The 15,664-nt window shown below is 63.5% G+C and carries 1 protein-coding gene; it reads left to right on the top strand.

The genetic code is table 11. The features are described from left to right. A partial coding sequence (locus OUZ52_RS19020) for an SDR family NAD(P)-dependent oxidoreductase (RefSeq protein ID WP_266160111.1) occupies positions 1–15,664 on the top strand: 15,664 nt, incomplete at both ends.

The raw sequence follows: 15,664 nt of genomic DNA, 5'->3' as shown, positions 1-15,664 counted from the left end.
GGGCGGTGCGAATGCCCATGTGGTGATCGAGGAATATGTCTCGCCGCTCGTATCGCCGGTGCGGAACGGCCCGGCGTTAATCGTGCTCTCCGCACGTCATGAAGACCGTTTGCGCGAACAGGTACAGCAGTTGCTGTCGGCGCTTGCAGCGGGCACGGATATCGCCTTGGCCGATCTGGCTTACACCTTGCAAGTCGGCCGTGAAGCAATGGAAGAGCGGCTGGCGCTGGTGGTGCATTCGCTGGCCGAGCTAGGCGAAAAGCTTAGTGCCTACCTCGCCGGTGAAAGCGCCATCGAAGAGCTGTATCGCGGCCAGGCCCATCGCAACAAGGACACCGTGGCGGTGTTGGCCGCTGACGACGACATCGATGCCGCCGTTGCGTCATGGGTGACCAAGGGCAAGTTCGGCAAGCTGCTCGACCTGTGGGTAAAAGGCCTGGCCTTCGACTGGTCGCGTTTGTATGGCGCCGAGCGGCCGCGCCGCATCAGCCTGCCGACCTATCCGTTTGCCCGCGAGCGCTACTGGATCGAGCTTTCCGCGGCGACCTCGATAAACCTGGCGCCGGCTGGCGTGCTGCATCCGCTACTGCATAGCAATACTTCCAGCTTTGCCATGCAGCGTTTCAGCTCGCATTTCAGCGGTGAGGAATTCTTTCTCGCCGAGCACATGGCGCGGGGCATTCGAATCTTGCCGGGCGTGGCGCAGCTGGAAATGGCGCATCGCGCAGCCAGTGTGGCGATCGACGAGGATTGCCGGCTGCAATTGAAAAATATCGCCTGGATACGGCCTGTCGCGGTCGGTGCCGCTGGGCTCGACCTGCATATCGCATTGATGCCACAAGCGGACAACCAGATCAGCTTCGAGATTTACCGCGACGCTGAGGATGGCGAAACCGTGGCATATAGCCAAGGCACGGTCGTCGCCGTTGCCAGCGCGCAGCCGAACGCAACGCCGGCCCATGATCTCGCCGCCTTGCGTGAGCAATGCAACGAGGCTCGGCTGAGCGCGGCCCAATGCTATGCCCTGTTCGAACAGATGGGCTTGCACTACGGCGTGGGGTTCCAGGGCCTGAGCGAACTGTTCGTCGGGTCGCAGCAGGTGTTGGCGCGAATCGCCTTGCCGGCCTCGGTGCCGAGCGAGGGTTATGCACTGCATCCCAGTCTGTTGGATGCGGCACTGCAAGCTGCTATTGGCCTAGTGCGCGTGGCTGACACCAGCGCTGAACCGGCGCTGATGTTGCCTGTCGCGCTGGCCTCGCTCGAGGTGCTGGCACCCTGCACGGAGCACATGTGGGCGGTACTACGCCAGCATGCCGGCAGTGCAGCCGGTGACGCATCGCAAGTGATCGATGTCGATCTTTGCGACGAAGCCGGGGCGGTATGTATCCGCTTCAGTCAGCTGGAATTGCGCGCATCGACGGTGCTGGCCGAACCCGATGCGGCCTTGCAAACTTTGTTGACCAAGCCCGTGTGGGAAGCGCAGCCCGCCGCCGATCGTGGCGCAGGCCGGGTCTTCGCAAGCCGGCTGGTGTTATTGGCTGGGCTTGATGCGGCAGACGCAGACGCGGTGCCGGCGAAACTGTCGGACGCAGCCTGCCTGACGTTGGCGCTGGATCAGGATCTGGCGCGAAGCTACGAAGCGGCGGCTATGACCCTGCTCGAACAGCTGCAAGCGCTGAATAGCCAACCGGGCCAGCATCTGATCCAGTTGGTGCTGCCGCGCCAGGGCCTTGGTCAGACCCTGGCCGGGCTAGGCGGTATGTTGCGTACAGCACAGCTGGAGAACCCGCGCTTGGTCGGTCAGCTGATCGGCGTCGAGCATGGCCAGGATGTGATGCAGGCGCTGGCTGAAAATCGCGACAGCCTGGCCACGCAAATCCGTTACATCGACGGCGTGCGCCAGGTCGGCGGCTGGGTCGAACAGCCGCCGTCGGCCGATGCGGCATCGCCATGGAAAGCGCAAGGCGTGTACCTGATCACTGGCGGCGCTGGCGGTCTTGGGCTGATCTTCGCTCACGACATCGCCCGTCAGGCCCCGGGCGCAACGCTGATCCTGACCGGGCGCTCGCCGCTGAGCGCCGCGACGCAGGCCACGCTCGGCGAACTCGAAGCACGGGGCGCCACGGTGCAATACCGCCAGCTCGACGTCGGCGACCGCGATGCGGTGATGCATTGCGTGCGCGATGTGGTCGACCGCTTCGGTGGCCTGCATGGCATTGTGCATAGCGCAGGCGTCTTGCGCGATAGCTTCATCATCAAGAAGACCCGCGAAGAACTGCAGCAAGTACTGCACGCCAAAGTGGCCGGCACCTGGTATCTCGACGAAGCCAGCCGCGAGCTGGCTCTCGATAGCTTTATCTGTTTCTCATCTATATCAGGCGCGCTCGGCAATCTGGGCCAGGCCGACTACGCGGCGGCCAATGCCTTTATGGATGCGTTCGCGCCTTACCGCAGCGGCCTGGTCGCCCAGGGGCAGCGCCATGGACGCACGCTGTCGGTGAACTGGCCGCTGTGGGAACAGGGCGGCATGCAGGTCGATGCCGCGACTCGCCATTACCTGCTGCAACAAACCGGCATGACGCCGTTGCGCACGGCCAGCGGTTGCGCGGCCCTGGCCCAGGCTTGGTCGAGCGGCCTGCCGCAGCTGCTGATAGCCGAAGGCAGGGTCGAGCAACTTAAGGCCAGCCTGTTGAAAGAAGTCTCGGCGCAGCCGCTAGCCATGGCGGTCGAAGCGGATCGTGGCGTGCCGGTGGTTGCAGATCTGCGCGAGAAAACCATTCGTCATCTGAGTCGCCTGCTATCGGCCACGCTGAAACTGCCGGCGCATAAAATCGATGCGAACGCGCAGTTGGAGGCCTATGGCATCGACTCCGTCATGGTGATGGATTTGACCCTGAAACTGGAGAAATCCTTCGGTTCGCTGCCAAAGACGCTGTTCTTCGAATACCAGACCATGGCGGCGCTGGCCGACTATTTCCTGCACGCCCATCGGGACCAGCTAGTCGAACTGCTGGATGAAAAAGCCAGCGTCGCCGCGCCGGCCGCCGTGGCCAGAGCTCGCAGCGAGTTGCTGGCGGCGCCGGTCATCCGCCGTCGTTCGCGCTTCGACCTGCGTGGCGCCGCCGATCCCGGCATCAGCGAGATCGCCATCATCGGCCTGGCTGGGCGCTATCCGCAGGCCAGCAATCTGCAACAGTTCTGGACCAACCTGAGCCAGGGCAAGGACAGCATCACCGAGATACCCGCCGAGCGCTGGGATCACTCCTTGTATTTCGATGAAGACCGCAACAAGCCCGGCAAGACCTATGGCCGCTGGGGCGGCTTTATCGACGGCGTCGATCTGTTCGATCCGCGCTTCTTCAATATCTCGCCGCGTGAGGCCGAGCAGATCGACCCGCAGGAACGGCTGGTTCTGGAATGCGTGCACGCCACCCTGGAAGACGCCGGCTACACCCGCGATAACGTCGCCGAAGACAGCAGTGTCGGTGTCTTCGTCGGGGTGATGTACGAGGAATACCAGCTCTACGGCGCGCAAGAGCAAGTGTTGGGGCGGCCGATAGCGGTGCCGGGCAGCCCGGCGTCGATTGCCAATCGCATTTCGTACTTCTGCAACTTCAACGGCCCCAGCATGGCGTTGGACACCATGTGCTCGTCGTCGCTGACGGCGATTCACCTGGCCTGCCAAAGCCTGCAACGCGGCGGTTGCGCGGTGGCGATTGCCGGTGGCGTCAATGTGTCGGTGCATCCGAACAAATACCTGATGCTGGCGCAGGGCAAGTTTATTTCCGGCAAGGGCCGTTGCGAGAGTTTTGGCGAAGGCGGCGAAGGCTATGTGCCGGGTGAGGGCGTCGGCGCGGTACTGCTCAAGCCATTGGCGCAGGCCCAGGCCGACGGCGATCACATTTATGGCGTGATCAAGGCCACTGCGATCAATCACGGTGGCAAGACCAATGGCTACACCGTGCCCAATCCCAACGCGCAGGCCAAGGTGATTGAGCGCGCGCTGCGCGAAGGTGGCATCGATGCGCGTGCGGTGAGTTATATCGAAGCGCACGGCACCGGCACCAGCCTGGGCGATCCGATCGAGATCGCCGGGCTGTCGAAAGCATTTCGCAGCTGGACCCAGGACACCCAGTTCTGCGCCATCGGTTCGGCCAAGTCGAATATCGGCCACTGCGAAAGCGCGGCCGGTATTGCCGGCGTGACCAAGGTCTTGCTGCAGCTAAAGCATCAGCAGCTGGTACCCAGCCTGCATTCGAGCGTGTTGAATCCGAACATCGACTTCGACGGCACGCCATTCGTGGTGCAGCAAGCGTTAGCACCGTGGCCACGGCCGATGCTGGATGTGGGTGGGGTGCAGCGGGAAGGCGCGCGCAGTGCCGGTATCTCGTCGTTTGGCGCGGGTGGTGCGAATGCCCATGTGGTGATCGAGGAATATGTCTCGCCGGTCGTATCGCCGGTGCTGAACGGCCCGGCGTTAATCGTGCTATCGGCACGTCATGAAGACCGTCTGCGCGAACAGGTGCAGCAGTTGCTGTCGGCGCTTGCAGCGGGCACGGATATCGCCTTGGCCGATCTGGCCTACACCTTGCAAGTCGGCCGTGAAGCAATGGAAGAGCGTCTCGCGCTGGTGGTGCATTCGCTGGCCGAGCTAGCCGAAAAGCTTAGTGCCTACCTCGCCGGCGAAAGCGCCATCGACGAGCTGTATCGCGGCCAGGTCAAACGCAACAAAGAAACCCTGGCAGCGCTGGCCGGCGATGACGATATGGCGACCATCGTCGAGGCGTGGATCGCCAAGGGCAAGTTCGGCAAGCTGCTCGACCTGTGGGTAAAGGGCCTGGCGTTCGACTGGTCGCGTTTGTATGGCGCCGAGCGGCCACGCCGCATCAGCCTGCCGACCTATCCGTTTGCCCGCGAGCGCTATTGGATACCGACCGGCCCGGCGTCAACAGCGATTGCATCCGGCAGCCATGCCGCACTGCATCCGCTGCTGCATCGAAATACCTCGGATGTCGCCGGGCTGCGCTTTAGCACTCAGTTGAGCGGCGACGAGTTTTTCCTCACCGATCACCGGGTGCAGGGCAACCGGGTACTACCCGGCGTAGCGCAACTGGAAATGGCCCGCCATGCGATGGGCGAGGCGCTGGGTACAACTACTCGACTCGTCCTGAGCGATGTGCGGTGGCTGCGACCCGTTGTGGTCGGTGCCGATGGCTTGGCTTTGCATATGGCGCTCTACCCTGAGGACAGCGGCGATGTCAGCTTCGAGATCTATAGCGAAGACCAGCATGGCCAGGCCTTGCTATATAGCCAGGGCCTGGCCTTGCTGAATGGCCCGGAGCAGGCCTTGCCGGGCCAGCATGATCTGGCGGCGTTGCGCGAGCAATGCACACAGGCACGCTGGGACGCTCAAGCGTGTTACGCCGTGTTTGAACAATTGGGCTTGCACTATGGCCCGAGCTTCCAGGGTCTGAATGAGTTGTTGCTCGGGCCGAAAGCTGTCTTGGCCCGCATCAGCTTGCCGGCCTCGGTGTCGATGCAAGGCTATGTGCTGCATCCCAGCCTGCTCGACGCTGCTTTGCAATCGACGCTGGGCCTGCAAATAGGCTCGGCTTCGGAGCCCGGCAAGCCAACGCTGATGCTGCCCTTCGCACTGGGTAGGCTGGAAGCGCTGGCTCCGTGCATGGCAGTGATGTGGGCTGTCGTGCGGCATAGCGAGGGCAGTAAGGCTGCCGACGCGGTGCAACAGCTCGACATCGATCTATGCGATGAGCACGGTGCGGTGTGCGTGCGCTTCAAGCAATTCAGCCTGCGGCCGTTGACGGCTAGCGCTGCGGTATCGACGCCACCGCAGACCCAGCCGACGCCAGCCGTAGTCGTTGCCGATACATCGATTCAAACCCTGCTGTTGCGCCCGGCGTGGGCGGTGCAACCCGTCACGATGGAAGCAGCAGCGGATCGCGTATTCGCGCAGCATGCGGTCATGCTGTGCGGCCTCGATGCGCAAGCCACGGATCGCCTGCAGGCGCAGCTGCCAGAGGTGCTCTGTCTGCCCTTGCCGGTGGCTCAAGATCTGGCATCGAGCTATGAGCATGCTGGCGGCAGCCTGCTGGAACAGCTGCAGTCGCTGGGCGGCCAAAGCGGCAAACAGCTGATCCAGGTGGTAGTGCCGCGTCAGGGCGCCGGCCAGATCATGGCCGGGCTGGGCGGCATGTTGCGTACGGCACAGCTGGAAAACCCGCGCATCGTCGGCCAGCTGATCGGCATCGAGGCGGGTCAGGATGTGGCCCAGGCCGTACTGGAAAACCGCGGCAGCGCGGCGGCGCAGATACGTTATGTAGACGGCGTGCGCCAGGTGAGTGGCTGGGTCGAGCAGACCGCGGCGAGCGCGGCGGCTTCGCCGTGGAAAGCCCAGGGCGTGTACTTGATCACCGGCGGCGCCGGTGGGCTGGGCTTGATCTTCGCCCGCGAGATTGCGCAGCAGGCGCGCAATGCGGTGCTGATCCTGACCGGCCGCTCGGCGTTGAACGAAGGCATCCAGGCGCATATCCGCGAACTGGAAGCCCTGGGTGCGGTGGTGCGTTACCACGCGGTCGATGTCGCCGATGCCGCGGCCTTGACGCAACTGGTGCACAGCATCCCGGAAGAGTTCGAAAGCCTCGACGGCATCATCCATAGCGCTGGTGTGGTGCGCGACAGCTTTATCGTCAAAAAGACGCGCCAGCAGTTGCACGAGGTGTTCAGCGCCAAGGTAGCCGGCACGCTGAATCTGGACCAGGCCAGTCGTGGCATGGCGCTGGACTGCTTTATCTGTTTCTCCTCGATTGCTGGGGCGATCGGCAATATCGGCCAGGCCGACTATGCGGCGGCGAACGCCTTTATGGACGCGTTTGCGCAGCATCGCGCCGAGCAGGTGGCACAAGGCCAGCGTCACGGGCGCACGCTGTCGGTGAACTGGCCGCTGTGGGACGAAGGCGGCATGCGGGTGGATGCCGCCACGCGCAGCATGTTGGTGCAGCAACTGGGCATGCATGCCCTGGCCACGGACCGTGGCGTGCTGGCCTTGCGCCAGGCGCTGGCGAGTGGGGCGAATCAGTTGCTGGTGGTGGCGGGCGATGCGGCGCGCATTCGTCAGGTGATCCTGGGTCAGACGCCAGAAACCGCCGTGGCGCCGTCGGCCACGATGACCGGCGCGGCCCAGCCGAGCCAGGACGATAGCTCACTGCCGGAAAAAATAAAGCGGATGCTGGTGGGCTTGGTATCGTCGTTGATCAAGGTCAAGCCGGAAGATATCGATGGCGAAACCAGCTTGAGCGAATTCGGTTTCGATTCGATCTCGCTGACCGAATTCGGCAACGCCCTGAACCAGCAATATCGGATCGAGCTGAAGCCGACGATCTTCTTCGAATATCCGACACTGGGCGGCCTGGCCGACTATTTGCTGCGTGAGCATCATGCCGTGCTGGCAGCACAGTTTACGCAGGCGACTACCCCAGCCGCCGCGGCGGCACCCGTGCTGGCAGCGCCGGTGTCCGAGCGCCGCCGTGCGCGCGGCCGCAGCGGTTTTCGTAGCGCGGTGACCAGCCGCAGTCAGTCGCTCAACGAGGCGGTTGCCATCATCGGCATCAGCGGGCAGTTTCCGCAGGCGCGGGACATCGATGCGTTCTGGCGCAATCTGCGCGAGGGCAAGGATTGCATCACTGAGATTCCACTTGAACGCTGGGATTGGCGTGCCTGGTATGGCGACCCGGCGCGCGAGCAAAACAAGAGCAACATCAGCTGGGGCGGTTTTATCGACGGCGTCGATGAATTCGACCCGATGTTCTTCGGCATCTCGCCCAAAGAAGCCGAGTTGATGGACCCGCAGCAGCGCCTGATGATGCTGCACGTGTGGAAGGCGCTGGAAGATGCCGGCTATGCCGGCCCGGCGCTGTCGGGCAGCGATACGGCGATTTATGTCGGCACCGGCGCGACCGGCTACGGCACGCTGATCAACCGTGCCCATCTCGGCGGTGAGGCTTATGCCTCGACCGGCGGGGTGCCTTCGGTCGGCCCCAATCGCATCAGCTATCTGCTGAATTGGCATGGCCCCAGCGAGCCGGTGGAAACCGCGTGCTCCAGTTCGCTGATTGCTTTGCGGCGCGGCGTGGCGGCAATTCAGAGCGGCGAATCATCCGTCGCTGTGGTCGGTGGCGTAAACACTATCGTGACGCCGGAAGCGCATATCAGTTTCAACAAGGCCGGCATGCTGAGCGAGGACGGCCGCTGCAAGACCTTCTCCAGCGAGGCCAATGGCTACGTGCGCGGCGAAGGCGCCGCCATGCTGGTGCTGAAAAAATTGTCCGATGCCGAACGCGACGGCGACCATATCTATGGCCTGGTCCGTGGCACCGCGGAAAACCACGGTGGCCGTGCTAATTCACTGACCGCCCCCAATCCCACCGCGCAAGCGGCGGTAGTGCGACAGGCGCATCGGCAGGCCGGTATCGATCCGCGCAGCGTGACTTATATCGAGGCGCACGGCACCGGCACGCCGCTGGGCGATCCGGTCGAAATCAACGGACTGAAGGCCGCATTCAAAGAGTTATACGCCACCAGCGGCGATAGCGCGGTGGCCGAGCAGCACTGCGGCCTGGGCTCGGTCAAGACCAATATCGGCCATCTTGAACTGGCCGCCGGTGTGGCGGGGGTGATCAAGGTCTTACTGCAGATGAAGCACAAGACCCTGGTGAAAAGCCTGCATAGCGACAGCCTTAATTCGTATATCAACTTGCAAGACAGTCCGTTCTATGTGGTGCAGCAGGCACGCGAATGGACGGCCGTACGCGACGCCAACGGCCAGCTGCTGCCGCGCCGTGCCGGGGTGAGCTCGTTTGGCTTCGGTGGCGTGACTGCGCATGTGGTACTGGAGGAATATATCCCGACGGCGCTGCCGGCTCCGGCGGCGAAGGGCCCGGTCATGGTGGTGTTGTCGGCACGCAATGATGCGCGGCTGCGCGAGCAGGTACAGCAGCTGCTGACCTTTATCAGCACGCCCCTGGCAGAGCTGGAGATTCATCTGGCCGACCTGGCTTATACCTTGCAGGTCGGACGCGAGCCGATGGAAGAACGCTTGGGCGTGATAGCCAGTTCGCTGGCCGAACTGCGCGAGAAGCTGGCGCGGTTCCTTGCCGGCAACCATGGCGCCAACGATGTTTATCGTGGACAGGTGACCCGGCTGAAGGGCGCGACAAGCTGGCTCGCCGCCGATGACGCACTGAGCCAGTCGATGCAGGCCTGGGCTGAGCAGGGCGAGTTTGAGCCACTGCTTAAGCAATGGGTCAAAGGGCAGAGCCTGGACTGGCACGCGTTCTATGGCAGCGACAAGCCACGCCGCATCAGTTTGCCCAGCTACCCGTTCGCGCGTGAGCGGTATTGGGTTTCAGCGCCGATGGCGGCACCCACAGCCACACCGTCTGCCAGTGACCTGCTGCATCCCTTGCTACATCGCAATACCTCAGATCTGTCGGTGCAGCGGTATAGCAGCGGTTTCGATGGCGAAGAGTTTTTCCTGGCCGATCATCAGGTGCAGGATAAGCGTGTGTTGCCGGGCGTGGCGCAACTTGAGATGGCGCTCGCCGCGGTGCGTGATGCAAGCCATCGAGACGGCGGCCTGTCACTGAGCAAGGTGGCGTGGACGCGACCGGTGGTCGCCGGGGCGGCGGGAGTCGCCTTGCATCTGGCGTTGCATCCGCAGCAGGACGGCACGATCCGCTACGAAATCTACCGTGATGCCGAGGACGAGGTCACCGTTTACGGCCAAGGCATCGTGCGTGACACCGACGCCAGCGAACCGGGCGCACGCCACGATCTGGCTGCCTGGCGCACGCAATGCGCGGCGGCACATCTCGGCGCCGCGCAATGTTGTGCGCTGTTCGAACAGCAGGGCTTGCGCTATGGGCCGGGCTTCCGCGGCCTCGACGAAGTGTTTGTCGGCCAGGGCCAGGTCTTGGCGCAGATCAGCTTGCCGGCTTCGCTGGCCTCTTCGCTGGACCACTATGTGCTGCATCCCAGCCTGCTCGATGCCGCCTTGCAGGCATCGATCGGTTTGCAGATGGCCGCGGCGGGCAGGGGCGAGCTCGCGCTGGCGTTGCCGTTTGCGCTGGAGACGCTGGACATCCTGGCGCCGTGCACAAGCCAGATGTGGGCGATCGTGCGCTACAGCGCCGGCATCACTGCCGCCGACGCGGTGCAGAAACTCGATATCGATTTGTGCGACCCGACCGGCCTGGTCTGCGTCCGCATCAAGCAATTCAGCATGCGTCTGCTCGATCCCAAGCCGACGCGCGAAACCCACTTTGACCGGACGACTTCCGCGATGGACGATTTAACCGGCGTTACCCCATCCAGCAACCGCGAAACCGGCGAGGCGCCGGTCGTCGCGCAGGCGAGCCCTGCGGTGCATGTGTTGTTGCGCGAAAAAAGCATCCAGCAATTCCGGAAGCTGATCGGCAAGAACATCAAGATGTCGGCGGAGGCCATCGAGGCGAACGTCAATTTCGATCATTACGGCATCGACTCCTTCCTGGTGATGGAGCTGACCCACGCTTTACGCGATGTGTTCGGCGCCGACAGCATCAGCATGACCTTGTTCTACGAGCATCAGAACATCGACAGCCTGGTCGAGCATTTCATGCAAACCGACATCGAGGGCTTGAAGCGCTGGACCGGCCTGGATGCCGCCGTTGTGCCGCCGTTGCCGATCAGCGACGTTCCGCTGCATGCCGTTGCCGCTGCGACAGGCGCCTCACCTTTGCACACTGCGACGCACACCATCAGCGCGGCATCGCCGCGTGCCGCGTCGGGTGGCGCCAGCCGGATCCAGCCGCTTGCCGGCCTGTCCGCGGCGCAACCCACGATGGTCAGCGCGCCGGCTATCGCGCCGCGCTTCGACGTGGCCATCGTCGGCTTGTCCGGTCGCTACCCCGGTGCGGCCGATGTCGATCAGTTCTGGGAAAACCTGGCGGCAGGACGCAACTGCATTGCCGAAGTGCCGCCCGAACGTTGGGATAACAGCAGATATTTCGACGCGCAAAAGCATCAACCGGGCAAGACCTATAGCAAGTGGGCGGGCCTGCTGGATGACGTGGATTGCTTTGACCGCCTGTTCTTCAACATCACGCCGCGCGAAGCCCAGTTAATCGGTCCGCAAGAGCGGCTGTTCATGCAAGAAGTGCACGCCAGTATCGAAGATGCCGGCTACACCCCGGCAAGCCTGAGCCAGCACCGCAAGATCGGCCTGTTTGTCGGCGTGATGAACGAGAACTACGCCACCGGTGTGCGTTTCTGGTCGATCGCCAATCGGGTTTCCTACTGGTTCAATTTCCGGGGGCCCAGCATGGCGGTCGATACCGCGTGCTCGTCCTCGCTGACGGCGGTGCATCTGGCGATTGAAAGCTTGCGCAGCGGCGATAGCGAAGTCGCCATTGCCGGCGGTGTCAACCTGATCGTCGCGCCGGCCCATCTGATCGACTTGTCGTCGATGGCGATGCTGTCCAGCGGCGACCAGTGCAAGTCGTTTGCCGCTGACGGCGACGGCTTCGTCGATAGCGAGGCGGTCGGGGCGCTGGTGCTCAAGCCGCTGCATCGCGCGGTGGCCGACGGTGACCATATCTATGGCGTGATCAAGGGTAGTGCGATCAATTCGGGCGGTCGGACGAACAGTTACATGGTGCCCAGCCCGAATATGCAGGCCCAGCTGGTCACCGATGCGCTGCAGCGCGCCGGCGTCGATGCGCGCGCGGTCAGTTATGTAGAAGCGCAAGGCACCGGCAGCCATCTGGGCGATCCGATCGAAATCGCCGGGCTGTCCAAGGCGTTTCGCCAGTGGACCCAGGACACCCAGTTCTGCGCCATTGGCTCGGCCAAGTCGAATGTCGGCCACAGCGAAAGCGCCAGTGGCTTTGTCGGTATCAGCAAGGTATTGATGCAGCTCAAGCACCAGGCCCTGGCGCCGAGCCTGCATGCCGGCACGCTTAACCCGAATATCAAATTCGCCGACACGCCCTTTGTGCTGCAGCAGCATTTGGCCGCCTGGCCGCGTCCGCTGTTCGGGCCGGACGGGCAGCGACGCGAGCTTCCGCGAATTGCCGGGGTGTCCTCCTTCGGCGCCGGTGGCGCCAATGCCCATGTGGTGATCGAGGAATATATCGCGCCGCCGGCCGCTGATTCGGCGGCCGCGCCAGCCAGCCATGGCCCGTTTATGGTGGTGTTGTCGGCGCGCGATCAGGCTCGGCTGCAGGAACAGGCGCAGCGGCTATTGAAGGTGTTGGCTGCGGAGCGCATCAGCGCCGAGCTAAGCCTGGTCAACCTGGCTTACACCTTGCAGGTTGGCCGCGAAGCGATGGAAGAGCGGTTGGCGTTGCTGGTCGAATCGCTTGATGATTTGCGGCTGAAACTGACCGCGGTGGTGGCCGGCCGTAGCGACGTCGACGGCGTTTATCGCGGCCAGGCCAAACGCAGCGCCTTGTCGATGCTGGCCGACGACGAGGACATGAATCTCACCGTGCAGGCCTGGGTCGCCAAGGGCAAATTCGGCAAGCTGCTCGACTTGTGGGTCAAGGGCTTCAGCTTCGACTGGAACAGCTTGTATGGGGCCGGCGGCGGCATGCGCCGGCCCAGCCGCATCAGCCTGCCCACCTACCCATTTGCACGAGAGCGCTACTGGACCGATGTGCGCTATCCAGACCTGCCGGATGCGCTCGCCGGCGCCGGCCCAAGCCTGGTTCGAGGCGAGGCTTCGGCGGCGTCCGCGCCAACCGGCATGGCGCCGTCGAACCTGCCAGGGTCGAGCGCGGCCAGCCGCGAACAAAGCATGCTGCAGATCTGGCAAGAGCTGTTCGGACGCCCGTCGCTGGACATCGACGATGACTTCTTCGAATTGGGTGGGCACTCGCTGCTGGCAACGCAACTGGCTTCGAGGATTCGCCGCGAGTTCGGGGTCGAGCTGCCGCTGAACGCGATCTTCGAAACGCCGACCATCGCGTCGCTGATGCAAAGCATGGCGCGAATCGATCCGGCCGCGACAACACCGGGCGAAGCGGCCGCGGCCCTGGCGATCCAGCCTAGGTTGAGCGACGCGCCGTTGTCCTTGTCATTTGCCCAGCAACGCCTGTGGTTTCTCGATCAATACGAATCGCGACGCGAGGTTTACAACATTCCGGCGGCGGTGCGCCTGAGCGGCCAGCTCGAGGTGGATGCGCTGGCTCGCACGCTGAATGAAATCGTGCGCCGGCATGAGGCCTTGCGCACCTCGTTTGTAGTGGTGAACGATGAGCCCGTGCAGGTCGTCGCAGCGGCATCGCGGTTGGCGCTTCAGCTTACCGATCTAAGCCACTTGCCCGCCGAACAGCGCGAGGCACAGGCGCACCAGCAACTGCGAGACGAGGCGAACCAGCCTTTCGATCTGGCCTCTGGCCCGCTGATCCGCTTCCGCTTGATCCGGCTGGCCGAGACCGAGCATGTGTTGCTGCTGACCATTCACCACATCGTCTCGGACGGTTGGTCGATGGGCGTCGTGGTGCGCGAAGTGGCCGCCCTGTACCGGGCCTTTATGCAAGGCCTGCCGTCGCCCTTGCCCGAGCTGCCGATTCAGTACGCCGACTTTGCGCACTGGCAGCGGCAATGGCTGAGTGGCGAGCTGCTGCAACAGCAGCTGAGTTACTGGAAACAGCAGTTGGCCGATAGCCCGAGCTTGCTGATGCTGCCCACCGACCGGCCACGGCCGGCGCTGCCTAGCCATGGCGGCGCGACGCTGTCGTTCGTGCTGCCGCCAGCCCTGGTGGCCGCGATGCAGGCGCTTGGCCGGCAGACGCAAAGCACTTTGTTTATGACGCTGGCGGCGGCTTTCAATGTGCTGTTGGCGCGGTATTCGGGGCAAAGCGATATCTGCATCGGCACGCCGATCGCCAACCGCAACCGTGCCGAGATCGAGCCGCTGATCGGTTTCTTCGTCAACACCCTGGTACTGCGCACACAGGTGGATCTGGCGCTCGACTTCAACGAGCTGCTGCAACAAGTGCGCCAGCACACGCTGGCTGCGTATGCGCACCAGGATGTGCCATTCGTGCAACTGGTCGAAGCGCTGCAGCCGGAGCGGCATACCAGCTATACGCCGCTGTTCCAGGTGATGCTGGTACTGCAGAACACGCCGATGGACGAACTCAGCTTGCCGGGTTTGTCGATGAAACTGCTGGACAGCGAAAGCAGCACGGCCAAGTTCGATATCACCATGACCCTGACCGAGGGCCAGCAAGGTCTACAGGGCTGCATCGAATACAACACCGATTTGTTCGAGGCGGCCACGATCGAGCGTATGGCCGGACATTTCAGCAACCTGCTGCACGCCATCGTCAGCGAGCCGGGCCAGGCCGTCGGCAAGCTACCGCTGCTGGGCGAAGCCGAACGTCAGCAGTTGATTGTCGGCTTCAACCATGCCGCTTCGACTGCGCCGCAAGAGCCGCCGGCAGCTCGCTCGTCGGCGCCGGGCACGCTGTGCATCCATCAACGCTTCGAACGCCTGGCGCAGCGCATGCCGCAGGCCATCGCCGTCATCGATGGCGAGCAGGCATCTAGCTACGAGCAACTTAACCGGCAGGCTAATCAGTTAGCGCATGTGCTGCGCACGCGCGGCGTGCGCGACGGCGATACGGTAGCGATCGCCTTGCCGCGCAGCTTTGATCTGATCATGGCCGAGCTTGCCATCGTCAAGGCCGGCGCGGCGTATGTCCCGCTGGATGCGGTGCTGCCCATGGAGCGCCAGGCGCACATGCTTGCGGACTGCGCCGCACGCTGCGTCGTCACACGCAGCGGCATCGCCGTGCCTGATGGCGTCGACCGCGTAGAGCTTGACCTGGCGCCGACCCGCAACGAGCTGGCAGGGCAGCCCGAACATGACCTGGCAACGGCCCTCGACGGTTCGGCTTGCGCCTACATCATGTACACCTCGGGCTCGACCGGGCAGTCCAAGGGTGTGCAAATTCCCCATCGCGCGATCGAGCGTCTGGCGATCGACAATGGCTATCTCGATTTACAGCCGGGCGATCGATTCGCCTGCGCCGCCAACCCGGCCTTCGACGCCAGCACCCTGGAAATCTGGGTGCCGCTGCAAACCGGCGCGGCGATTGTCATCGTCGGCCAGGACGACCTGCTGCTGCCGGCCAAGTTGGCCGCGCTTATCCGCAAGCAGCAAATCAACGGCATGTGGATGACCGTGGGGCTGTTCAATCAATACGCGCAGGCTTTGGGTAGTGCCATTTCCCAGTTGCGCGCCTTGATCGTGGGTGGCGATGCGCTGGACCCGCACATCATCGGCCAGGTTTTGCACAGCCATCCGCCGCAGCGCTTGATCAACGGCTATGGCCCGACCGAAACCACCACGTTCGCGGCGACCTACGACATCACCCAGGTTGTCCCGGGCCGCAGCATTCCGATTGGCCGGCCCATCGGGCAGACCCGCATCTATCTATTGGACCGCTATCTGCAGCCGGTGCCGATCGGCGTCAGCGGCGAACTCTATATCGGCGGCGCCGGCGTGGCGCTTGGCTATTTGAACCTGCCTGGCCTGACCCAGGAGCGATTTATTGCCGATCCGTTTGTAGCGGCGGACGCGGCGCATGCCCGTCTA

The sequence above is a fragment of the Dyella silvatica genome, assembly GCF_026283955.1.
Taxonomy (GTDB): Bacteria; Pseudomonadota; Gammaproteobacteria; order Xanthomonadales; family Rhodanobacteraceae; genus Dyella_C; species Dyella_C silvatica.
Note: the sequence above shows the minus strand (reverse complement) of the source record. Positions and strands in the feature narration are given on the sequence as shown.